The organism is Rhizobium sp. C4 (genome assembly GCF_021026315.1).
Taxonomy (GTDB): domain Bacteria; phylum Pseudomonadota; class Alphaproteobacteria; order Rhizobiales; family Rhizobiaceae; genus Ensifer_A.
In genome coordinates, this window is record NZ_JAJNCX010000008.1 from 200,833 (window position 1) to 224,011 (window position 23,179).

Consider the following 23,179-nt stretch of genomic DNA (forward strand, 5'->3'; position numbering starts at 1 on the left):
TCAAGGATCAGGGATGGCCTATTCCGCTGCGAGTATCGGGCTCGTCAGAACCTTGCCCGTTGCCACGTCGCAAATGCCCACATCCGTCTGGTGTGGGCCGGCATTGCAGGCAAGCGTTGCCCCGACCACGGCCTTGAACACGAGATAGGGCGGGTTCCAGTCGACGATCCGGCCAGCCGCCTCGCGCAGGTTCGCGAAACCGGCCGCGACCTCTTCCAGTGACGCATCCGCGACAAGACCGGCAAGCGGCAGCGGCAGAAGCGCGTCCACCTTGCCGCCGGAGACGACCGCCATGCCGCCCCCTGCCGCGATCAGGGCATTGGCGGCCACGGCCATGTCTTCCGGATTGCCGCCGAAGACGGTGAGGTTGTGGCTGTCATGCGAGACGGTGGTTGCCAGCGCGCCGCGCCAATGGCCCCAGCCGGTCAGGATGCCGACTTTGGGTCGGCTGTCGGCCTTGCCATGCCGGTGCGCAACGGCAATCAACGTGCCGCCCTCCGGCAGGACGACATGGCCATCGCGGATCTCGGCCTCCATCTCGCCCCAGCGGGTGAAACGCGGCTGGTCGATGGTCGCGACCCGCACGCGGCGGCCTTCGGCCCTGATGCGGAAATCGTCAGCCGTCAGGGCCGGCAGCTTCATTGAGCCTGCGAGTGCGCCGGCGGCCGTGTCCTCGATCTCGACCCGCAGCTTGCCATGGCTGCAGACGAGGGTGCCATTGGCAATGACATGCCGCGCCCGCAGGCTTTCCAGATCATCGAAGACGACGATATCGGCGCGTCTGCCGGCTGCAATCAGCCCGAGATCGTCGCGCTTGAGGCGCATGGCCGCGTTCAGCGTTGCCGCGCGCAGCGCCCAATCCGGGCTCAGCCCATAGCGGATCAGGCGGCGCAGGACATCGTCGAGCCCACCAGCCTGCAACAGGTCGTCGGGAAAGACATCGTCCGTGCAGAGCGTCAGCGTTTGCGGCAGATGCGGCAACCCATTCAAGGCTGTGACGAATTCCGGCAGGAGATGATCGTGCGAGCCCCGCAGCTCGATCGTCAGCCCGGCCCGGAGCTTGGACATGAGGTCTTCGGCCGATGTCAGTTCGTGGTCGGAGGCAACGCCGGCTGCCATGGAGGCTGCAAGATCGGCGTCCTTCAGCCCGCGGGCATGGCCGCAGACCAGCTTGCCCGATTGCAGGCCCGCATTGACGATGCCAGCCATGCGCGGATCGCCATCGATGACGCCGCGCATGTTCATGACTTCGGCAAGACCGGCTATGCCCGGCCAGCTGAGCATTTCAGCAATCTTGTCAGCGTCGAAATCAGCCCCTGCCACCTCGATGCCCGGGGCGGAGGGAACGCAGGACGGGGCCAGCACCAGGAGCCTCAGCGGAAGCTTTTCCGCCGCCTCGACAGCCCAGCGGACACCGTCAAGCCCGACGACATTGCCGAATTCATGCGGGTCCCAGCAGACCGTCGTCACGCCGCGCGGCAGCACGGCGCGCGCATATTCTGCGGGCGTCACCATTGAGCTTTCAACATGCATATGCGTGTCGATCAGTCCGGGCGAAAGGAAGGTGCCGGCGGCATCGATGACAGTCTTGGCGTCTGTCCGCGCACCTTGCGCATGGACGCTCGCGATCAGCGGACCGACAAGGCCGATATCGGCGGCGCGGCGTTCGCCGGTGACAACGTCTACCAGCGTGCCGCCGGAAATCAGGATATCGAGCGGCCTGTCGCCGCGCGCGGCTGCAACGGCCTCACGCCGTAGCGCCGGCGCATTGAGATCATCGGGTTCTCGCACAGCCGGGCGGCTCATTGGGCGGCCTCCCTGGTGAGCGCTTCGAAGATGATGGCGCGGGCGCGGGTGCTGTCGATATCGCTGGCAAAATGGGCGTTGAATGCGCGCCGGCCCGGGCGGGTCTCGACCACGGTGCGACCGCGTGTCAACTGGCCGGCGAGTTCCATGTCGATCCGGGCATGGGTGAAGGTTGCAATCTCCTCCGCCACGAAGGCGGCGGCCGCCGCCGGATCGTAGAAGGCCATGGCGGTTCGACCGCGCTTGCGGCCGATATCGAGAAAGCCGGTGAGGAAATCGGCGAGCATTTCGGCATTGCGCCCGCCGGCAGCGCGGACAGGGGCGATGTCGGCTTCTTCCAGCAGCACCTTGCGGCAAAGATCGAGATCGACCATGCGCAACGGCAGTCGGTGGGCAAGCACGATGGCGACGGCTTCGGGGTCTGCCAGCGCGTTGAACTCGGCGGAAGCCGTATGATTGCCGCTGGTCACGCCGCCGCCCATCCAGACAAGATCGTCGATCCGGGCGGCAAGGTCCGGTCGGGCCAGCGCCAGCGCTGCGATATTGGTGAGCGGGCCAAGCGCCAGGATGCGGCGCGGTGCGGCGCTTGTTTCCAGCCATGCGCAGAGCGCGTCGAAAGCCGGGCTGGTATGGGGCAGAGTTCCGTCAGGCAATGTCCGTCCGGCGGTCGGAATGCCGGTCTCGCCGAGGATCGACTGCGCGGTTTCGAGCGGCGCCAGAACGGGCAGGGCGCGGCCGATATGGATCGGGAAATCCCAGCCGAAAGCCGCCCGCGCGCCGCCCGCATTGCGGATCACCTGGTCGAGCGGGCTGTTGCCGAAGACCAGCGAAACACCATCGATGGCAAGCGTGGAATGGCGCACCACGAGAATGGCGGCAATGTCGTCAAAGCCCACGTCCGTATCGATCCACACACCCATGGCGAGCTCTCAGTCTTTCACATCGGCAAGGGCGGCAAGAATGCGGATCCACGACCGGATACCCTTCCGATAGCTCGAGAGATCATATTTTTCGTTCGGGCTATGGATGCGATTGTCGAAGCGGCCGAAGCCGATGAGAAGCGCATCCGCGCCGAGCCGGCGCTGGAATTCACCGATGATCGGGATCGACCCGCCTGTGCCGGCCACCGCGGCTTCTGTTTCCCATTCCTCGGTGAGCGCTTTCAGCGACGCCTGCAGGGGTGCGCTGTCGATCGGCATGCCGACGGCGGGCGACAGGCCGTGATCCTTGAAGGTGACAGTGCAATCGGTCGGGATTTGCGCCCGGACATGGGCCTGGAAGGCCTCGCGAATACGCAGCGGGTCCTGTCCGGCGACGAGGCGGAAGGAGATCTTGGCATGGGCCTTGGCGGGGATGACGGTCTTGAAGCCTGGCTCCATATAGCCACCCCAGAGCCCGTTGATCTCGCAGCTCGGTCGCGCCCAGACCTGTTCCAGCACCGAATAGCCGCTCTCGCCAGCGGGGATGGTCAGTCCGATATCCGAGAGGAAGGCCTTTTCGTCAAAGGGCAGGCGCTGCCACTGCGCCTTCACATCTTCGGGCAGCGGCGTCACGCCATCGTAAAAGCCGGGAACAGCACAAGAGCCGTCCGGATTGCGCAGACTGGCAATGACATCGCCCATGACCTGAAGTGCATTGCGCGCCGCATTGCCGAACATGCCGGAATGCAGATCGCGATCGGCGCAGGAAATTTCGATTTCCTGCCCGACGAGGCCGCGCAGCATGGTGGTGATGGCCGGCGTATCGTGGTCCCACATGTCGGTGTCGCAGACGAGGACGACATCGGTCTTCAGCTCTTCGGCGCTGGCATCAAGGAAGGGGCCGAGGCTGGCGCTGCCGCTTTCCTCTTCGCCTTCGAAGAGGATGCTGACATCGACAGGAAGCTCGCCCGCAACCGCCATCCAGGCACGGCAGGCCTCGACAAAGGTCATCAGCTGACCCTTGTCGTCGGACGCACCGCGCGCCACGATCGCCGTGTCGCCATTGGCAAGCGGCTTCAGGACGGGCTCGAAGGGATCGCTTTCCCAGAGCGCCAGCGGGTCGACCGGCTGGACATCATAGTGGCCGTAGAAGAGGACATGCGGGCGCTCGCCCACCTTGCGGTGGCCGACGACCATGGGATGACCGATCGTGTCGCGTACGGAGGCGTCGAAGCCGATGGAGGAGAGATCGGCCGCCAGCCACTCGGCGGCGCGGCGGCAATCGGCCTTGTAGGCCGGATCGGTCGAGACGCTGGGGATGCGGATCAGCTGGAAAAGCCGTTCGAGATTGTCGTCGAGCGCCTTGTCAGCATGGGCCAGCGCTCTCTCCAGCATGTCGCGGGGCGTCGTCATTGCGGTTTCCTCATGCTTCCGGCTTCAGGATGCAGCATTGTTCCGGCTTCGGGACAAGCACGGCGTGGTCGCCGGTCGAAAAAGGCTCTGCGAGGCTGCCATTGGCAATCAGGCTGCCGGCACTGCTTCTGGTTTCGTATTGATAGGCGCGGCCGAGATAGGTTCTAAGCCCCAGCTCGACGGGAATGCCCGCCCCTTCGCGCTGCACCGACAGGCCATCGGCGCGGGTGGCGAGCACGAAGCGATCCGGGATCGGTCCGAGTTCCGCCTCAGACAGCGCGACCACCGCGCCGCCCGGTGCTTCAGCCGACACGCTTGCGCCGTCGCGCGCCTTCACCGTCATCGGGATCAGGTTCTCGAAGCCGACGAAACGGGCGACGAAGGCGTTTGCCGGGCGCTGATAGAGCACTTCCGGCGTGTCGAGCTGCATGATCCGGCCGGCATTCATGATGGCGACTCGGTCGGAGATCGAGAAGGCTTCTTCCTGGTCATGCGTGACATAAAGCGAGGTCGTGCCATTGGCGCGCTGCAGCTTGCGGATTTCGACGCGCATGTCGACGCGCAGCTTCGCATCAAGGTTGGAAAGCGGCTCGTCGAACATCAAAAGCGGTGGCTCGATGACGAGCGCGCGGGCCAGCGCCACGCGCTGCTTCTGCCCGCCGGAAAGCGCGCCGGGCAGGCGTTCGGCAAAATCGGCAAGGCCGACGCGATCCAGCATGGCCTTCGCACGGCGCGTCCGTTCGCCGGATTCGATCTTGCGCTGCTTGAGGCCGAAGGCGACGTTGTCGAGCACGCTTAAGTGCGGAAACAGCGCATAGTTCTGGAAGACGAGGCCGATGTCACGCTGATGGGCCGGCAGGCGGGTGAGGTCGCGGTCGCCGAGCCGGATCGTGCCGCTTGTCGGCGACAGAAAGCCCGCGACAAGGCGCAGTGTCGTCGTCTTGCCGCAGCCGGAAGAGCCGAGAAGCGAAACGAGTTCGCCGGCTTTAACCGAAAGCGACAGGTCTTTCAGCACCTGGGTCGAGCCGTAATGGGCGGCGATGTTTTCAATGTCGAGCGATACGGTCACGGTCTACCTATTTCGTAAGGAAGGTGAGGCCCAGCGTCGCCTCGACAATGGCCATCACGCCGACGGTGAGCAGCATGAGAAGCACGGAGACAGCGGCCATGGTGGGATCGAAGAACTGTTCCATATAGGCCAGGATCTGGATGGGCAGCGTCGAGATGCCGGGGCCTGTCAGGAACAGCGATACGGACACATCGTTGATCGAGGTGATGAAGGCCAGGATGAAGGCCGCAATCACGCCGGCGCGGATATTCGGCAGCACGATGGTGAAGAAGGTCTTCAGCGGCGGCGAGCCAAGGCTGATGGCCGCCTCCTCGATGGAGAAGTCGAACGCGGCAAGGCTCGCGCTGACGACGCGCACGCTATAGGGCAGCACGAGCAGCGCGTGGCCGATCAGCAGCGTCAGGCCGACGGGAAAGCCGCTGTCGATCGTCACGGATTTCATCAGCGAGAAGCCGAAGACGATTTCCGGGATCAGGATCGGCAGGACGTAGACGGTGGAAAGCCAGGCGGGCAGCTCGACACGGAAGCGGTTGAGCGCATAAGCCGCCGGGATGCCCAGGACGAGCGACAGCAACGTGCCGGCAAAGGCCAGCTCGAAACTGGTGATCGCCGTCGTCTTGAAGGCCGTGACCGCGAAGATATTGGTGAACCAGTGCAGCGTCAGTCCGCGCGGCGGGAAGGTCAGGAAGTTCGTGTCCGACAGCGACGCGCCGATGATGATGATCAGCGGGCCGACGAGGAAAACGAAAACCAGAGCGGCGAAGATGCCGAGAAGCGGGTGAATACGGTCGGTCATCGGTCACACCGCCATCGGGTTGAGCTTGCGGGCTATCCTGCCCATGACGAGAACGATGGCGATCGTTACCACCACCATGATGGCCGCAACCGTCGAGGCGCCGACCCAGTCGAAGGTCACCATGGCGCGCTGGTAGAGGAATGTCCCCATCATCATCTGCCGCTCGCCGCCGAGAAGCTGCGGCGTGGCATAGGAGGTGAAGCTGCCGGTGAAGACCAGAACCGCGCCCACGATGAGGCCCGGAACCGAAAGCGGCAGAATGACCTGCCGGAAGGTCGAGGCGGGCGAGGCGCCGAGCGAAATCGAGGCTTCGATGACATCCTTCGGAATGTTGTCCAGGACGCCGACGAGCGTCAGGATCATCAGCGGCACGAAGAGATAGACCATGGCGACGATGACCGCGCCCTCGGTGTAGAGCATGGAAAGCGGCGCGCTGATGATGCCCGTCCAGAGGAGGAAATCGTTGAGAATGCCGTTCTTGCCGAGGATGATCATCCAGGCGAAGGAGCGCACCACGACGCCCGTCAGCAGCGGGAAGACGGCGGCCACGATCATCACGCTTTTCGCCCGGCCCGGAACCTTGGAAATCACATAGGCCGTCAGAAAGCCGATGACGAGCGACAGCACTGTCGTGATCACCGCAACCTCGACCGTCCGCCACAGAACCGTGCGCCGGAAGCCGCTGTTGAAGAAGGCGAGATAGGGTGCAAATGCGCCCTGCGGCTGGGTGAATGTCGTCGTGAATGTCGCGACAACCGGCACGACCAGAAGCAGTCCGACGGCAAGCGCCGCCGGCAGCGACAGGTTCCATTTTCGCAATGTATTCATGAGACGCGGTCCACAAACAAGAATGCGCCGGGACAGGTGAGTGCCCCGATGCGAAAGGTCGCGCCCCTGTAGGCTAGGGCCGCGACCGTCAAACCGGCGTGAAAGATCACATGCCGAAGATTTCGTTCCAGCGGTCGATCCAGTCGGTCTTGACCGCGTTCAGCTTGTCATAGGCGACGCGGTTGAGCTTGCCGATGGCTTCCGGACCATAGGTCCAGATCTTTGCCTGTTCCGGTGTCAGGGTCACGCCCTTGTTGACCGGCGCATCGACCGCCTGCTCGGCTTCGATCTGCTGGATATCCTTGGAAATCAGGAAGTTGATGAACTTCTGCGCCAGTTCGGCATGTTCCGAGCCGGTCGGGATATTGACCGTATTGAGCGTCGCGATATCGCCATCGGACAGCGAGGCCCAGGTCATGGTCGGCACGGCCTTCTTGATCGAGCCGAGCGTAAAATCCTGTGCAATCGAAACGGTCACTTCGCCGGTCGAGATCAGGTTCACCAGTTCCGAGCCGGTATTGTAGTTCTTCACCACATTCGGCTTCAGCGCCTTGACGGCCTCGAATGCCTTGTCGGTATCCTTGTAGGCATCGACGCCGGCATGGGAGCCTGCACGCAGAACGACCAGCGGTCCGGCTGTGGTGGTGATGCCCGGAAGCGAGACGGTGCTCTTCAGGTCTTCGCGCCACAGGTCGTTCCACGAGGTGATCGGCGTCTTCACCTTTGCCGAATCATAGACGATGCCGATGCGGCCGACCGTGTAGGCCGGGCCATAGCCGCCCTGCGGGTCCTGTGCCAGATCGTAGAGTTCCTTGACGTTCGGGATCGTCTTTGGGTCGATCTTCTGGAAGAGCCCTTCCTGGATGCCGATCTGCGAATAGCTGTCGGTCAGGAAGATGACGTCCACGCCCTTGCCGCCACGCGCTTTCAGCTTGTTGAGACGGTCGGCATTGTTGCCGGTCTCGAAGGCGATTTCGCAGCCGCAGATCTTCTTGAAGGGCTCGATGATGTTGGCGTTGAGCTTGTCGCCGTTATAGCCCCACCAGGAAATCGTCAGAGTGTCGGCCGCAAAGGCCGGCGCGGTGAGACCGGCGAGCATAAGCGTTGCTGCAGAAAGCCGGCGAACGGTAGATTTGAACATGGAGCTGTTCCCTTTTGTTTCTTTGATGGTCGTTTTGTGGGCCAGACTAGGACCGCAAGTGTCATTTCGCAACTGCAAAAGAATGGTGGATTGCGGACCCAGCGTACTCATTTTTGCATTGGCAATAATCATCTCGAATTCCAGCCTTGCAGCAAATACCGTGGTTTTACGGTGTCAGTTCCCGCTCCACGAGTGTTGCCCAAAATCGAACACCCGTCGGAATGGCCGCATCGTTGAAATCATAGCCGCCATTGTGATGGAGCGCGCCTTCGACAGCCGGGCCGTTGCCGAGCCAGACATAGGATCCGGGAACGGTTTGCGAGAAGAAGGCGAAGTCGTCGCCGGCGGTGGAGGGCGGAAAATCGGTCCGCACCTTCGCTCCGCAGACGGCGGTTGCTGCACCGAGCGCTCGGCGCGTCGCATCCGCGTCGTTCACCACAGGCGGAATGCGCCGCAGGAACTTGTAATCTGCCGCAATGCCGAACATGGCGGAGACACCTTCGGCCAGCCGGCCGATCTCCGTCTCAAGCTGATCGCGAACGGCCGCCGAATAGGCGCGCGCCGTGCCGCCGATTTCCACCGTGTCGGGAATAACGTTCAGTGCTTCCGGATTGCCGGCCTGGACCGAGCAGGCGCTGACCACGGCCGGCTGCAGCGGATCGACGACGCGGCCGACAATGGTCTGCAGGGCGGTGAGAAAATGGCCTGCTGCCGTCACCGGATCCTTGCCGAGATGCGGCTTGGCGCCATGGGTGCCGATGCCCCTGAACACGACGGTCCAGCTGTCGGAGGAGGCAAGCTGCGGCCCCGCCACGACGGCCATTTCATCGGGGGCGAGGCCCGGCATGTTGTGCAGGCCGTAGACGGCATCGCAGGGGAAGAGATCGAAAAAGCCCTCGTCAACCATGCGCTTCGCCCCGCCGCGCCCTTCTTCCGCCGGCTGGAAGATGAAGTGGACAGTGCCTGAGAAATTTCGGGTGCGGGCGAGATGCTGCGCGGCGCCCAGCAAGAGCACCGTGTGCCCGTCATGGCCGCAGGCATGCATCTTGCCGGGAAAACGGGATTTGTAAGGCCGTTCGACCCGCTCGGGCATGGCCAGCGCATCCATGTCGGCACGAAGCCCGATCGAGCGCGGACCGTTGCCAACCCGCAGCGTTCCGACGACACCGGTTCCGCCAAGGCCGCGATGAACCTCGATGCCGGCTTGATTGAGCAGGCGGGCGACGATGCCGCTGGTGCGTTCCTCTTCGAACCCGAGTTCCGGGTAGCTGTGGAGGTCGTGCCGGAGATCGGTCAGATCGCGCAGGTCTTGTTCGGAAATGTCCATGGGAATGCCGCTGGTTCTGATGGGGAGCCGTGTTGCACGGAGCGGGGAAGCTTGGCATGAATGCCGACTGATGGTGAGCGTATCGGCAAGCCTTTTCAGTTTCAACCCTGCGAGGCCCGATGGACCATTCATCCCAAGACCTTCAGCCACATGAATTCTGGCAGGAGATTGTGCCTGCCGGGACCCATGATCTTGAGCCGGCGAAGGGCTTCAGCAATTTCTATCCGGCACGACTGCCGGACGGCAGCCAATTGCGCCTCCCGATCAGGCCGCTTGCCGATGGCGAACATGCGCTGGCGTCGCTCATCATCAATCAGGCGAGTTTTACGGTTGTCGACAGGCTCGCGACGCTGCTGGCCGCCCGCGTGGAGGACATGAAGCCGGAGATCGTCGTCGGCCTTCCGACACTCGGCCTGACGCTCGCCGCTGCCACCGCTGCCAAGCTCGGGCACGCGCGCTATGTGCCGCTCGGGACATCGCGCAAGTTCTGGTATCGCGACGAGCTTTCCATTCCGCTCTCCTCGATCACCAGTCCCGGCCACGAAAAACGGCTGTTCATCGATCCCCGCATGCTGCCGCTGATCGAAGGAAAGCGCGTCCTGCTGATCGACGACGTCCTGAGCAGCGGCGCATCCATCCTCGCCGCCCTCCGCCTCCTGCAAATCGTCAACGTCAAACCCGTCGCCATCGGCGCTGCCATGCTCCAGACGCGGCGGTGGGAAGCTGCGCTTGGCGCCGAGATGCCGGATATGGTCGATCGCGTAAGAGGCGTTTTCGAAACCCCGATGCTACGGCAGGGGGAAGCCGGCAGGTGGTTCTGAAATCAGCCTGGAGTGTAGGCCTTGTCCCGCATGGGTGGGCCAGGTGTTCGGCATTCTGTTGCTGCGCTCTGTTTGGGCGGCGGTTCCATAAGCTATATTATCAGTTCAGACGCTATAACCGCAAAATCGGAATGTCACTCTCCCGGAGCCATCGAGTACCCTCCTGTACGCGAAAGCTTCGATCGTCGTGAATTGGAGCTTTTCCGCTCTGGACCGTGCCGACGAAATAGGCCAGAACCGCAGCCGGCTGGCTCAGCTCCGGCCGGGTATCTCGCGCGATGATACCGGGGGAAACACGCTCCTTCTTGAGGGCACCTAAAAGGGGAATTTACCGATGACCTGGCGCATGCCGTCTGAAACCGCTCGTCACGACCGCACCTGGATGGCGTTTCCGCGTGAGGGAACGACCCTCGGTGACGGCGACAACTGGAAGCAGACCGGCTACGAGGCCTGGACCACCGTTGCGCACGCGGTCGCCGAGTTCGAGCCTGTGACCATGGTCGTCGACCCCTCCGAACGGGAGCGTGCACGGCGGATGCTGGGCAGCCATGTCGAACAGGTGGAAATGCCGCTCGACGAGTTCTGGATGCGCGACTTCGGCCCGACCTTCGTTGTGGATGACCAGCGGCCCGGCGTCCTTGGTGCCGTCGACTGGATCTTCAACGGCTGGGGTGACCACGGCTGGGCGCAGTGGAAGAAATCGGCGGAGATCGCTCGCCAGATCGCCGTCCATTGCGGGGCCGAACTGGTTTCGAGCATGCTCGTCAACGAGGGCGGCGGCATCCATGTCGACGGCGAAGGCACCGTGCTCGTCACCGACACGGTCCAGCTCGACCCGCGCCGCAACCCCTATGCCGACAAGGCGCGTGTGGAGGCAGAGCTTGCCCGCACGCTGGGGACGTCCAAGGCCATCTGGCTGCCGCGGGGTCTCAGCCGCGACTATGAAGACTTCGGCACATCGGGTCATGTCGACATCGTCGCCACCATTGCATCGCCGGGCGTGCTGCTTCTTCATCGCCAGCCCAATCCCGAACACCCCGATCATGCCGTGATGCGCGACCTGCGCGCCTATCTTGCCGGCACGACGGATGCCGCCGGACGGGCATGGAAGATCCTCGATCTCGACGCCCCGGAAGAGATCCGCGACGAGGACGGTTTCGTCGACTACAGCTATGTCAATCATCTCGTCGTCAACGGCGGCGTGGTCGCCTGCGGTTTTGGCGACGCGAAGGCGGATGCAGCTGCCCGCGAGGTCCTGGAAGAGGCCTATCCCGGCCGCCGCGTGATGACGATCGATTCCCGCGCCATCTTCGCGCGCGGCGGCGGCATCCACTGCATCACCCAGCAGCAGCCGTCTCTGAAACGGGAAGGTTGATCATGGCCCATTTCGATGTCGTCGAGAAATCGATCGCGGAGCTGCGGGCAGCGCTCGCCTCGGGCGAAGTGAGCAGCGTCGAACTCGTGCAGGCCTATCTGGCCCGGATCGCCGCCTATGATGCGCCCGGCACGCAGACGGCGCTCAATGCCGTCGTGGTGATGAACCCGGCGGCGCTGGCCGAGGCCCAAGCCTCCGACGACCGGCGTAAATCCGGCACCCTGCTTTCGCCGCTCGACGGCATTCCCTATACCGCCAAGGACAGCTATCTCGTCAAGGGCCTGACGGCGGCGGCGGGCAGCCCGGCCTTCGAACATCTGGTCGCCCAGCGCGATGCCTTCACCATCGAGCGGCTGCGCGGCGCAGGCGCCATCTGCCTGGGGTTGACCAACATGCCGCCCATGGCCAATGGCGGCATGCAGCGCGGGGTCTATGGCAGGGCGGAAAGTCCTTACAATGCAGACTGGCTGACCAGTGCGTTCGGCTCCGGCTCGTCCAACGGTTCGGGCACCGCGACTGCCGCCTCCTTCGGCGCCTTCGGGCTCGGCGAGGAGACCTGGTCGAGTGGACGAGCGCCAGCCTCCAGCAATGCGCTCTGCGCCTATACGCCGTCGCGCGGCGTCATCTCCGTTCGCGGCAACTGGCCGCTTGTGCCGACCATGGATGTCGTGGTGCCGCATACGCGCAGCATGGCCGACATGCTCGAACTGCTCGACGTGATCGTCGCCGACGATCCGGAAACCCGCGGTGACTTCTGGCGGGCCCAGCCATGGGTCACGCTTCCGGCCGCCGCCTCGCTTCGTCCCCTCTCCTATCCGTCCCTTGCCCCGACAGGCGCATCGGGCGCGCAGCAGACGCTCGCGGGAAAACGCTTCGGCGTGCCGCGCATGTATATCAATGCCGACCCGGATCAGGGCTCAAACCCGGCAGGCGGCATCGGCGGCTCGACCGGCAAACCCATCGAGACCCGCGCCTCGATCATCGCCCTCTGGCAGCAGGCGCGGCGCGATCTTGAAGCCGCTGGCGCCACCGTCGTGGAGGTCGATTTTCCGGTCGTCACCAATTATGAGGCCGACCGTCCCGGTGCGCCATCTATCCTCACCAGAGGCCTCATCAGCCCGGAATTCCTGCATCGCGAGATTCTCGATCTTTCGGCCTGGGCCTGGGACGATTTCCTCGCCGCCAATGGCGATCCGGCGCTGTCGACTCTCGCGACAGTCGATGGCAAGCGGATCTTTCCGCATCCGCAAGGTGCCCTTCCTGATCGCTACACGGGCTTTGACGACTACCTGCCGGATTATCCGACGCAGGTGCGCGACCATCCGCATGCGTCCTTCACCGACATTCCCCATATGGAAGAGGGCGTGCGGGGTCTTGAGGAGACGCGCCGCATCGACCTCGAACAGTGGATGGATGGGCTCGGCCTCGATGCGGTGATCTTCCCTGCCATGGCCGATGTCGGTCCGGCCGATATGGATATCAATCCCGCAAGCGCCGATCTCGGCTGGCGCAACGGCGTGTGGGTCGCCAACGGCAATCTCACGATCCGCCATCTCGGCATTCCGACCGTCACGGTTCCGATGGGCACCATGAGCGATATCGGCATGCCCATCGGCCTCACCTTTGCCGGCCGTGCCTATGATGACGTGGCCCTGCTCACGCTGGCAGCCGCCTTCGAGGCGACGGGCAAGCGTCGCACCCAACCGCCGCGGACGCCGCCCCTGCCTTAAGAATCGAGACGGGCGAGGGGAACACGATCCCCTCGCCCGGTCCGGTTTTCGCCGCAGCCATCATTTTCCGTCTGGCGTGGGACCCGGTTCGCCGCCCAGCGCCCGATAAAGCGTCGCCTCCGCCAGAAGGCGGGCCAGTCTCGTATCGACGAGCGAGACTTCCACCGAACGACGGCGCTCCTGCGCATCAAGCCAGGTGCGCAGCGGAACGGCGCCTGCGCGATAGCGTGCTTCGCTGAGACTTTCGACCGTTCGGGCAGCCTCCAGTGCCCTTGTCAGGCGCGCCATGCGCTCGCTGGCTGCGCGCCGCGCACCCAGCGCATTGGCAACCTCGGAAAGCGCCGTCAGCACATTGCCCCGGAACGACACAGCCGCCTCTTCGAACTGCGCTTTCGAAACCGCAATGCTGAACTTCATCTCGTTGAGGTTCAGGAAGGCGAGCGCCATGTTGCCGCCCAGCGTTGCCACCGGGTTTGAGAGGAAGGAGAGAAGCTGCGTGCTGCTGGTTCCCAGCGACCCGGTCAGCGAGATTGCCGGATAGAAACGCGCCTTCGAAAGGTCGGTGCCGCGCAGGCTCGCCCGAAGCCGCAATTCGGCTGCGCGCAGATCCGGCCGCCGCGCGATCAGATTCGCCGGCAGGCCGGGCGATATCTGCGGCAAGCCCCTGCCCGGCAGGCGCTGCGGCTCGGCCACCGGGCTCTGCTTGCCGTTCAGCAGAACGATCAGGGCGTTGCGCAGGACGAGGCGCTGCTGAACGAGATCGGGAATGCGGGCGGCCTGCATCTCGACATTCTGCCGTCCCTCGTTCTTCTCCAGATCGGAGACGGCCCCTTGAGCCGCCTGCGCCCCAATGATCGTCTCGACGCGTCTTGCGCTCTGAAGACTTGCCTCGGCTAGCGCAAGGCTCTCGTTCGCATGGGCAAGGCGGAAATAGAGTTCGATCGTCTGGCCGATCGTGGCAAGCCGCGCGGCCTGATAATCCTCGGCCGTGGCATGCGCTTCAAAGCTCGCGATGTCGCGTTGCGCGGCAAGCTTGCCCCAGAGGTCCAGCTCATAGGAAAGCCCGATGCTTGCCGTGGACTGGGCGCGGTTGTCGCGTGCCGAATCAAGCGGAGAGGTCCGGGATGTCGAGACGCTACCCTCGAGTCTCGGCAGCGTCCCGACCTCGACCAGACCGGCCTGCAACCGCGCGCGATGGGCACGCAGGGCTGCCAGAAGAATGTCGTTGTTGTCGCGGGCCGCGACCATTATCAGGCTGTCGAGATCGCGACTGCCGAGGGCCCGCCACCACGGGTCCGCCGCCACGGCCTTGGCGTTGCGCTCCGACGACCAGCCGGGGCCCGCCGGCATCTCTGCCCGCTGATACGGCGTCGAAAGGGCCGTGCAGCCGGCAAGGGTCGCGGCCAGCGCTGCGACGGTCAACACTCTGAACATGGTCACTCTCTCGAAAGGGCATCGACCGGCGCAAGGCGCGAGGCGTTGCGGGCGGGAAGGAAGCCGAATGTCAGCCCGATCGCCACGGCAACGGCGCAGGCGGCCAGAATGGAATTGGGCGAAATCACCATGGGGAAGGCGCTTTCCGCGCCGCCCAGGGACAGCCCCATGCCAAGCGCTAGCCCGACGCCCACCACAGAACCGGCAAGGCAGATCACCACCGCCTCGATGAGGAACTGCAGCATGATGTCGAGACGTCGCGCACCGACCGCCATGCGCAGGCCGATTTCGCGCGTTCGCTCCGTCACCGAAACGAGCATGATGTTCATGACCCCGATGCCGCCGACGACCAGCGAAATGACGGCAACGGATGAAATCAGCAGCGTCATCGTCTGCGAGGTGCTTTCAAGCGCCTTGCGCATCTGGTCGCTGTTGAAGACGAAGAAGTCCTTCGTGCCATGCCGCCGCGTCATCAGGCTGACGATTGCGCGCTCGGCAAAGCCCGTATCGACGCCGTCGGCCACGCGCACCGTGAGACCGGAAAGACTGGTCGCCTCGCCGAACAACCGACCCGATGCACTCGAATAGGGCACATAGACCTGAAGCGTCTTGTCCCCGGCGGCCGAGCGCGGCCGGCTGACAATGCCGATCACCACGGCCGGCATGCGCTCGATCATGATCGTCCGGCCAAGCGCCGGTTCGCCATTGGGAAACAGGGTTTCCGCCGTCCGGTCGTCAAGCAGCGCAACCTGCCTGCGCCCGGATACACTGTCTGCCGAGAAACCATGACCTTTGAGGATTTTCATGCCGTTGACGCTGAAAAAGGCTGGCCCGACGCCATTGACGTTGGCATTCGAGGTGGCGCGATCGGAGCGGACACGGGTGATCGCGCTGATGAAGGGCGTGACGCCGCCGACATAGGACTGCGCGGCCAGCGCATCGGCATCGCGGGCGACCAGCGTGGTGATCGCCGCAGCGCGCTCGTCATTCCATCCCTTGCCGGGATAAAGCGAAAGCGTGCTGGCGCCCAGCTCGTTGATCTGGGAGAGCACCTTGCGGCGCGCGCCCTCGCCAAGTCCGACGACCGAGACGACAGCGGCAATGCCGATGATGATGCCTAGCATGGTGAGGAATGTCCTGACCCGATGCGCCGCCATCGAGCGCAGGGCCATCGGCACGGCATCCGAAAGCCGGCGGCGGAATGCATCCAGAAAGCCGGCGCGGCCACCGGGCTTCCCCGTCGATGAAGGGGGTGCGGAACCTTTTTCAGCGCTGCGCCTGTCGGAAAGGACATGGCCGTCACGGATTTCGATGATGCGGTCGGCATTGGCTGCGACCTGCATGTCATGCGTGACGATGATGACCGTGTGGCCGGCGCGGTGAAGCTCCTTCAGGATCTCCAGCACGACCTCGCCGCTGCGGCTGTCGAGCGCCCCGGTCGGTTCGTCTGCCAGAATGATCTCGCCGCCATTCATCAGCGCACGCGCAATCGAGACACGCTGCTGCTGGCCGCCAGACAACTGGTTCGGGCGATGATCCATGCGGTCGGCAAGACCCAGCCGCTCCAGCAGGGCCCTGGCGCGGTCGGCGCGGCTTTGCGGATCAAGGCCTGCATAGATTGCCGGCATGGCAACGTTTTCGAGCGCCGTCAGCGTGCCCAGAAGATGATAGCGCTGGAAGATGAAGCCGAAATGCTCGCGCCGCAGAGCCGCAAGTTCATCGGGCGACAGGCCGAGCACGCTCTTGCCGGCAACGCGGTAATCGCCCCCACTCGGCTGGTCGAGGCAGCCGAGAATATTCATCAAGGTGGACTTGCCCGAACCGCTGGAGCCCACGATGGCGACAAGATCGCCCGTCTCGATGGTGAGGTCGATACCCTTCAACGCGGTGACCGTCTCCTCGCCGGCCTGGAAGGTCCGCGATACATTCCGGATTTCGAGAAGCGCGGTCATAGTCCCAGCATCTCCATCGGATTGGAGGTTTCGCCGTCAGCCGGCACGATCACCCGGTCGCCCACGGAAAGTCCCTTGAGCACCTGCGCGTGGATGCGGTCGGTGAGACCAATCCTGACCACGCGTTCCGTGGGTTCACCCGAGGGGGTCAGAACCTTGACGTGATAGCGCCCGGCCTTGTCGCGGCGCGTCAGCACCGACCACGCCACCAGCGGCACGTTTTCGGCATGGCCGACGACGATGGTGGTCGACACGGTCATCATCGGCCGCAGGCGGCCATAGGGGTTCGGCGTGGTGAAGCGGCCGGTATAGTAGACGGCCTGATTATTGACCTGGCCGGCCGTGAGCGTCGTGTCATTGGCTATTGCAATCGGCGCCGGATCGATCGCATCGAGGCTCGCCTTGATCACCGCATCGGGACGACCCATCACCGTGAAGCGGATATCCTGCCCCTGGCGCACCCGGTCGATATCGGCCTCCGATATCTGCACCTTGACGCGCATCGTATCGAGTTCTGCCAGCACGACGATGGTCGGGACGGCCTGCACCGAGTTGAGCGTCTGCCCGGCCTTGGCGACGACGGAAACAACGGTTCCGCTGATCGGCGCGCGAACCTTGGTGTAGCCGAGGTTAGCCTCGGCATTCTCGACTTCGACGGTGGCCTGGGCGATACGCGCCTCCAGGGCCTCGATGTCCGCCTCAAGGCTTTTGTAGGTCGCCTCGCCCGCCTCCAGCTCAGCCGTGGACGCAGCCTTCTGCCCGGCCAGCAAACGCTGCCGCTGATAGGCCTTTTCGGCCTGCTGGAACTGGATTGTCCGGGAGCGATGCTGCGCTCTCGCATTGTCAAGTCCGGCCTGTGCGATGCGCAGCGCGTTGACCTGCGGTACGGAATCGATCTCCGCGATCAGATCGCCGGCCTTCACCGTCTGGCCGAAGGAGACGTGGAGAACCTTCAGCTGGCCGGAGACCTGCGCCCCGACATTGATGAGCTGCACCGGCTCCAGTACGCCATTGGCCAACACGGTCTCCTCGACCGAACCGAGCTTCACCTGCTCGGTCAGGGGCGCCTCTTCCGCCGCGCCGAACGAGCCGAAGGAGACGACACCGATCAAACCGAGGCCAAGGCCGGCCGACACGAGCGCAAGGCCGAGACGCGTCCTTCCAATCTTCATGATGACGATCCTTTCAAGGTCTCAAGGCACAGGGCACGACGGGCACGCGAACGGATCAGCGGCTCGCGGACGGATACTCGGCAGCCAGCGCGGGGCGATGGGTTTCAAGCCGGACGATCGTCTTGACGGTCAGAACGGCGAACAGGAAAATGAGAAAGAGAATGACGATCGAATGCCTGTCTTCCACGGGTGCGGTCTCCTTGCATGAAGCCCGCTTCCGGGCTCGAGACCTCTTTCCTCGCGCGGCATTCAGATTTCGCGCAGCTTCCATGGAGATTTCGTGGAGGCGCCAAGAATGCGTTGACCTTTGTGGTCCGGATGCTTCTTTTGGGGCAACTTTTGAAGGTGCATCAAGGATAGCAGGCCATGGAGAACGCACTCATTCTCGTGATCGAAGACGAGCCCGAGATTGCGGACATCATCGAAACCTATTTCATTCGCGAAGGGTTTCGCACGATCAGCGCGGGCGACGGCGTCGTTGGCCTTGCCCATCACGCCATGCTGAAGCCCGATCTCGTCATCCTCGATGTCAAGCTTCCCGGTCAGGACGGCTACGAGGTTCTGGCCGCCATCCGCCGGCGCGGCGACACGCCGGTGATCATGGTCACCGCGCTGGCCGAAGATCTCGACAAGCTGCAGGCGCTGAGGATCGGCGCGGACGATTATGTGGTGAAACCCTTCAACCCGATGGAAGTCGTGGCGCGTGCCAAGGCCGTGCTGCGCAGAACCTTCGGACGGCTTTCGGGAAGCATGCTCCGCGTCGGCCCGCTGACGATCGACCCGCAAGCCCATTCCGCCCGGATCGATACGGCGGATGGCTCGGTTGCGCTGGAGCTCACCAAGACGGAGTTCCGGCTTCTCCGCCATCTGGCAGGATCGCCCAACCGGGTGTTCGAACGCTCCGAACTCGTCGACGCCTGCCTGCCGGAAGGCGATGCGCTCAACCGCACGGTGGACAGCCATCTGTCGAACCTGCGGCGCAAGCTCGCTTCCGCCGGTGCGGACGGCCTGCTGACCAGCGTCAGGGGCGTCGGCTACAAACTGGCTGCCCCGCATGGCTAAGCCGCTCAACACCCATATCCTCATCAGCACGATCGGGCTGACGCTGCTGGCTTTCGCCGTCATGTATGGCGGGATGACGATGTTCTATTTCATCCTCTATCCCTGGCTCTATCCCGAGATCGGCTATGACGAGAAATGGCAGCTCATCGATTTCGTCGTCCTCGGCACGATCCTCGCCACCGGGATCCTCGCGGCCTCCTTCGTCGGCTGGCGGCTGGCGCAGAACATTGCAAGGCCGCTCCATTCCGTCGCCGTCGCCGCCCGCACCATTGCCGCCGGGGATTTCACCGCCCGCGCACAGAAGGTGCGCTGGAGCTTCGGCGAGGCGAGCAGCCTTCTGGCCGACTTCAACACCATGGCGGAGCGTCTGGAAAAGACGGAAGCCGAGCTCAAATATGCCAACTCCTCCATCGCCCATGAATTGCGCACGCCGCTGACGATCCTGCGGGGACGCCTGCAGGGCCTGCATGACGGGGCTTTCGAAGCGACCCCGGAGCTCTACCTGCGCCTGATCGAACACGTTGACGACCTTTCAGGCATCGTCGAAGAACTGCGCACGCTTGCCATGGCCAATGCCGGCAGGCTCGAACTCGATCTTCGGCCCGTGGACGTCACCCGCGAGATCGAGGCCGTCCTGTCCCTCGTCGAACAGGAACTCTCTGTCGCCGGAATTTCCGTTCGGGTGAAACTCACGCCGGTCGAGACCCGCGCCGACGGCGCCAAGCTTCGGCAGGCGCTGCACGCCCTTTTGCAAAACTGCATCCGCTATGCGCCGGCAAGCATCGTGACGATCGAAACCGGACGGGCAGCGGAATTTGCCTTCATCCGCATTTCCGACAATGGCCCCGGCCTTTCGCCCGAAGGTCGGGAACGGGCGTTCGAACGCTTCTGGCGCGCCGACGAGTCGCGCACCCGCGCGCGCGGCGGCTCAGGTCTCGGCTTGTCGATCGTGCGCGGCATCGCGCGGGCGCATGGCGGAGAGGCAGAGCTTGTCGACCGGGATGGCCCGGGTCTGACCGTCGAAATCCGCCTTCCCTTGAGCCGCTAGGCTGCCCGCGACCGCTCCTCAAACAGGCTGGACGCGTGCGACATAGTTCTCGAAGAAGTCGGAGAACTTTGCGACGCGCATCGGGAGCCTGTCGTAAGGGGGGTAGTAGAGTGTGAGCCAGAGCGTCGTCGGCTCCCATTCCGGCAGAACCGGAACGAGGTTGCCGCTGGCAAGTGCATCCTCCACAATGAAGTGAGGCAGAAGCGCAATGCCTTCCCCGTTTTCCGCAAGCCGGGCGGAAACCTCGCCATTGTTGGTCGCAAGCACCCTTCCCGCATGCACCTTCCGCGTCCGGCCGGCGCTCGACAATTCCCAATCCTCCGACCGCGCCTCCTCGTCGAAGGCGATGCACTGGGCGTCCGTCAGGTCCTCCGGTTCGCGGGGTGTTCCGTTGATCGCAAGGTATCCCGGTGACGCCACGAGGAGACGCCGCACGGGACGTATCTTCCGCCAGATCGTCGACTTGTCCTGCGGGGCACGGGATATGCGGATCGCGAGATCGAACTCGCCGGAGACGATATCGATGAAATGGTCGGTCAGCGACAGCGACACCGTGATGTCCGGGTTCTCGACGCGCAGGCCCGAGACGACCCCCGGCAGGATGCGCTGGCCGAGGGAAAGCGGCGCATTGATCCGGATATGGCCGGAAACCTGATCGCGCTGCGCCCGCACCTCGTCGACGACAGCCTCGAACTGGTCGAGCAGTGGCGAAATGCGGGCGGCGTAAACCGCGCCCGCCGAGGTCAGCGACACCTGCCGCGTCGTCCGCAGCAGCAGCTGGACGCCGAGCTCGCCCTCCAGCGCGCTGACGGCGCGCGTCACCGACGGCGCCGTCATGGACAATTGCCGCGCCGCCGCAACGAAGCTGCGGTGGGCTGCAACCGCCAGAAAAATGCGGATCGTAGTCAAATCGCTCATGTCGATAATTTCATATTTTGCAATAATATTGTCAACTTTATTTCTATTCACAAAGTGCTGAACCGGGGCCATCTTCTGCCCATCGACGGACGCAAACGGCGTCCTGGCAGAAAGGACCAAGGCAATGCTGACACAAATCAAAGGATTGCATCATGTGACCTCGATGGCCGCGGATGCGCAGGTCAATAGCGACTTCTTCACCAAGACGCTCGGTCTGCGCCGCGTCAAGAAGACCGTCAACTTCGACGCGCCGGAGGTCTATCACCTCTATTATGGCGACGAAGTCGGCACGCCGGGCTCGGTCATGACCTACTTCCCCTTCCCCCATATCGCCGCCGGCAAGGCTGGCGTCGGCGAAGTTGGAGAAACCTATTTCGCCGTTCCCAAGGGCTCGCTCGGCTACTGGCGCGAACGTCTTGGCAAGCTTGGGGTCCAGGGCCTTTCGGAAACGGAAGCCTTCGGCGAAAAGCGCCTGAGATTTGCCGGCCCCGACAATGACGGGTTCTCCCTGATCGAGGTCGACAATGACGATCGCACGGGCTGGCTGCACGACGAGATCGGTGCTGCCGAGGCCATCAAGGGCTTTCACGGCGCCAGCATGCGTCTGAAGGATTCCGGGGCAACGCGCGAACTTCTCGGCTTCATGGGCTATCAGAAGGTCGATGAGAAGAATGAATGGTCGCGCTATGCCATTCCGGGCGGAAACGGTGCCGATTTCATCGATATCGAAACGCTTCCCGGCGGCCAGTTTGCGCACCAGGGCGCCGGCTCGGTTCACCACATCGCCTTCGCTGTCGAAGACAGGGCGGCCCAGCTGGAGGTCCGCAAGGCACTTCTCGACACCGGCTATCAGGTGACCCCGGTCATCGACCGCGATTACTTCTGGGCGATCTATTTCCGCACGCCGGGCGGCGTTCTCTTCGAGATCGCCACCAACGAACCGGGTTTCGATCGTGACGAAGACACGGCCCATCTCGGCCAGGCTCTGAAGCTGCCCACGCGTTACGAGCCGCATCGCGCACAGATCGAGGACCTGCTGAAGCCGATCACCGACTGACGCAGACGTTCAACAGAAAGACAGCGGAACCGCAATGCGGGTCCGCCTGTCGGAGATGATGACATGGCACACGCTTATCATGCATTCACCAAAGCGCCGTCGCCCGGCGCTCCGCTGATCTTTGCCTTTCACGGCACGGGCGGCAACGAGTTCCAGTTCAACGAACTGATCGAGCAGATCCGGCCCGATGCCGGGATCGTCGCACCGCGCGGCGATGTCAGCGAGCACGGCGCGTTGCGCTTCTTCCGCCGGACCGGCGAAGGCGTCTATGACATGGACGATCTGGAGATGCGGACCACGCGGATGGCGGCCTTCATTGCCGAATGCAAGGCTGAAAATCCGGGGCATCCCGTCTTTGCGCTCGGCTATTCGAACGGAGCCAACATTCTGGCCTCGGTCCTGTTCCGACAGCCCGACCTGTTCGACAAGGTCGCACTTCTGCATCCACTCATTCCGTGGAAGCCGGATGCGCAGGAGGGGTTGAAAGACAAGGAGATCCTGATCACGGCTGGTGAACGGGACCCGATCTGCCCGCTTCCGCTGACCGAACAGCTGGTTTCGTATTTCGACCGTCAAGGAAGCCGCGTTGAAACCGCCTATCATCCCGGCGGTCACGAAATCCGGCAGGGCGAATTGCAGGCGCTTGCGCAGTTCCTCGCGGCCTCAGCGTAGGCCGCGTTCCGCGTGGATTGCCTTGAAAAGGCGTCATCAGGGGCGAGGAGGCGTAAGCTGCCTCCTCGCCCTTGTTTTTCAATCAGTTACCAACAGTGTCGCTGACGCACTTCTTGGTGTAGGCCGTCTTTGCAGCGCCGGCCAGTGCCTTGCCGTTCTTGTCTTTTGCCGAAGCGTCGCAGGAGGCTTCTGCGTCCTTGGTGCACTTCGTCAGAAATGACGTCAGCGCAGCGCCTGCCAGCGGCTTGCCGTTCTTGTCGATGGCCTTGGACTTGCAGGTATCGGCAGCCTGTGCGGTTGCAGCTGCCAGAACCAGTACTGCCGTGAGCAGGAATTTCTTCATGCGGGATTCCTCCGGTCGGTTCATCAATGTGCTTCGTCAGCAAGGCCATCTGGATGGCCGAGCGTTTGTGTCCGCAGCCTTCGCGAATCGATTGTCGCCCGCGGGAGCCTGCGGCTTGGAAGTCTAGTTTGTTGCAGCCTCTTCAGAAAGGGGGCCTGCACAACTCGTCCCTTAGAGTATCCGTGTTGATCAAGCGGTTTTTTGTGTCCATTTGCGGTTGCTTTTGAGCAGTGCGTTTGCGAGGACGACGAGCTTTCGCATGATGGCGGTGATGGCGACCTTTGGTGCTTTTCCG

21 protein-coding genes and 1 pseudogene are annotated in these 23,179 nt (G+C 63.6%); 7 read left to right on the forward strand and 15 right to left on the reverse strand.

Annotation, left to right across the window (positions count from 1 at the left end; all coding sequences use genetic code 11):
• Positions 1-18: 18 nt before the first annotated feature.
• The 8 genes from LQK84_RS15645 to LQK84_RS15680 form a co-directional block, all read right to left on the reverse strand.
• Entirely contained in the window at positions 19-1,806 is a 1,788-nt protein-coding gene (locus LQK84_RS15645) for an adenine deaminase (RefSeq protein ID WP_230829654.1), read from the reverse strand.
• Entirely contained in the window at positions 1,803-2,726 is a 924-nt protein-coding gene (locus LQK84_RS15650; protein WP_230829655.1) for a nucleoside hydrolase, read from the reverse strand. Before LQK84_RS15650 ends, LQK84_RS15645 begins: the two co-directional genes overlap by 4 nt.
• 9 nt (positions 2,727-2,735) lie before the next feature.
• Complete coding sequence (locus tag LQK84_RS15655; RefSeq protein ID WP_230829656.1) at positions 2,736-4,139, reverse strand: dipeptidase; 1,404 nt, start codon at positions 4,137-4,139, stop codon at positions 2,736-2,738.
• A gap of 10 nt (positions 4,140-4,149) precedes the next feature.
• Positions 4,150-5,208: an ABC transporter ATP-binding protein gene (locus LQK84_RS15660; RefSeq protein WP_230829657.1), complete on the reverse strand. Its 1,059-nt coding sequence runs from the start codon at positions 5,206-5,208 to the stop codon at positions 4,150-4,152.
• A gap of 7 nt (positions 5,209-5,215) precedes the next feature.
• Positions 5,216-6,004, reverse strand: a complete 789-nt coding sequence (locus LQK84_RS15665; RefSeq protein ID WP_230829658.1) for an ABC transporter permease — start codon at positions 6,002-6,004, stop codon at positions 5,216-5,218.
• Between the two features lie 3 nt (positions 6,005-6,007).
• A complete protein-coding gene (locus LQK84_RS15670; RefSeq protein WP_230829659.1) occupies positions 6,008-6,832 on the reverse strand; it encodes an ABC transporter permease in 825 nt (274 codons plus the stop codon).
• A 106-nt stretch (positions 6,833-6,938) separates the two neighbouring features.
• Positions 6,939-7,973 carry an ABC transporter substrate-binding protein gene (locus LQK84_RS15675; protein ID WP_442966969.1) on the reverse strand — a complete coding sequence of 345 codons (1,035 nt, stop codon included), beginning with the start codon at positions 7,971-7,973 and terminating at the stop codon, positions 6,939-6,941.
• A gap of 166 nt (positions 7,974-8,139) precedes the next feature.
• Positions 8,140-9,300: a M20 aminoacylase family protein gene (locus tag LQK84_RS15680; protein WP_230829660.1), complete on the reverse strand. Its 1,161-nt coding sequence runs from the start codon at positions 9,298-9,300 to the stop codon at positions 8,140-8,142.
• A gap of 119 nt (positions 9,301-9,419) precedes the next feature.
• Between LQK84_RS15680 and LQK84_RS15685 the strand changes: the two genes are divergently transcribed.
• The 3 genes from LQK84_RS15685 (at position 9,420) to LQK84_RS15695 (ending at position 13,226) form a co-directional block, all read left to right on the forward strand.
• A complete protein-coding gene (locus LQK84_RS15685) occupies positions 9,420-10,121 on the forward strand; it encodes a phosphoribosyltransferase (RefSeq protein WP_230829661.1) in 702 nt (233 codons plus the stop codon).
• 334 nt (positions 10,122-10,455) lie between these two features.
• Entirely contained in the window at positions 10,456-11,496 is a 1,041-nt protein-coding gene (locus tag LQK84_RS15690; protein WP_230829662.1) for an agmatine deiminase family protein, read from the forward strand.
• A 2-nt stretch (positions 11,497-11,498) separates the two neighbouring features.
• A complete protein-coding gene (locus tag LQK84_RS15695) occupies positions 11,499-13,226 on the forward strand; it encodes an amidase (protein ID WP_230829663.1) in 1,728 nt (575 codons plus the stop codon).
• Positions 13,227-13,286: 60 nt separating this feature from the next.
• On the opposite strand, the gene LQK84_RS15700 is transcribed toward LQK84_RS15695, so the two are convergent.
• From LQK84_RS15700 to LQK84_RS25140, 4 genes are read right to left on the reverse strand one after another with little or no spacing between them, the layout of a single operon-like run.
• Positions 13,287-14,660 carry an efflux transporter outer membrane subunit gene (locus LQK84_RS15700; protein WP_230829664.1) on the reverse strand — a complete coding sequence of 458 codons (1,374 nt, stop codon included), beginning with the start codon at positions 14,658-14,660 and terminating at the stop codon, positions 13,287-13,289.
• 2 nt (positions 14,661-14,662) lie between these two features.
• Positions 14,663-16,612 (reverse strand): MacB family efflux pump subunit, encoded by a 1,950-nt coding sequence (locus LQK84_RS15705; protein ID WP_230829665.1) that lies wholly within the window; start codon positions 16,610-16,612, stop codon positions 14,663-14,665.
• Positions 16,609-17,784: an efflux RND transporter periplasmic adaptor subunit gene (locus LQK84_RS15710; protein ID WP_230829666.1), complete on the reverse strand. Its 1,176-nt coding sequence runs from the start codon at positions 17,782-17,784 to the stop codon at positions 16,609-16,611. The genes LQK84_RS15705 and LQK84_RS15710 overlap by 4 nt, the downstream gene beginning before the upstream one ends.
• A gap of 55 nt (positions 17,785-17,839) precedes the next feature.
• Positions 17,840-17,971, reverse strand: a complete 132-nt coding sequence (locus LQK84_RS25140; protein WP_269072122.1) for a hypothetical protein — start codon at positions 17,969-17,971, stop codon at positions 17,840-17,842.
• Positions 17,972-18,150: 179 nt separating this feature from the next.
• Between LQK84_RS25140 and LQK84_RS15715 the strand changes: the two genes are divergently transcribed.
• A complete protein-coding gene (locus tag LQK84_RS15715; protein WP_230829667.1) occupies positions 18,151-18,846 on the forward strand; it encodes a response regulator in 696 nt (231 codons plus the stop codon).
• Positions 18,839-19,894 (forward strand): sensor histidine kinase, encoded by a 1,056-nt coding sequence (locus LQK84_RS15720; RefSeq protein WP_230829668.1) that lies wholly within the window; start codon positions 18,839-18,841, stop codon positions 19,892-19,894. The genes LQK84_RS15715 and LQK84_RS15720 overlap by 8 nt, the downstream gene beginning before the upstream one ends.
• 18 nt (positions 19,895-19,912) lie before the next feature.
• Here LQK84_RS15720 and LQK84_RS15725 read toward each other — a convergent pair whose 3' ends face one another.
• A complete protein-coding gene (locus tag LQK84_RS15725) occupies positions 19,913-20,812 on the reverse strand; it encodes a LysR family transcriptional regulator (RefSeq protein ID WP_230829669.1) in 900 nt (299 codons plus the stop codon).
• A 124-nt stretch (positions 20,813-20,936) separates the two neighbouring features.
• On the opposite strand from LQK84_RS15725, the gene LQK84_RS15730 reads away from it, so the two are divergent.
• A complete protein-coding gene (locus tag LQK84_RS15730) occupies positions 20,937-21,869 on the forward strand; it encodes a VOC family protein (RefSeq protein WP_230829670.1) in 933 nt (310 codons plus the stop codon).
• A 63-nt stretch (positions 21,870-21,932) separates the two neighbouring features.
• Positions 21,933-22,541: an alpha/beta hydrolase gene (locus tag LQK84_RS15735; RefSeq protein ID WP_230829671.1), complete on the forward strand. Its 609-nt coding sequence runs from the start codon at positions 21,933-21,935 to the stop codon at positions 22,539-22,541.
• An 82-nt stretch (positions 22,542-22,623) separates the two neighbouring features.
• Here LQK84_RS15735 and LQK84_RS15740 read toward each other — a convergent pair whose 3' ends face one another.
• On the reverse strand, positions 22,624-22,884 hold the full coding sequence (locus tag LQK84_RS15740; protein ID WP_230829672.1) for a hypothetical protein: 261 nt from the start codon (positions 22,882-22,884) through the stop codon (positions 22,624-22,626).
• Between the two features lie 189 nt (positions 22,885-23,073).
• Positions 23,074-23,179: pseudogene (locus LQK84_RS15745) on the reverse strand (IS110 family transposase); the annotation flags it as partial.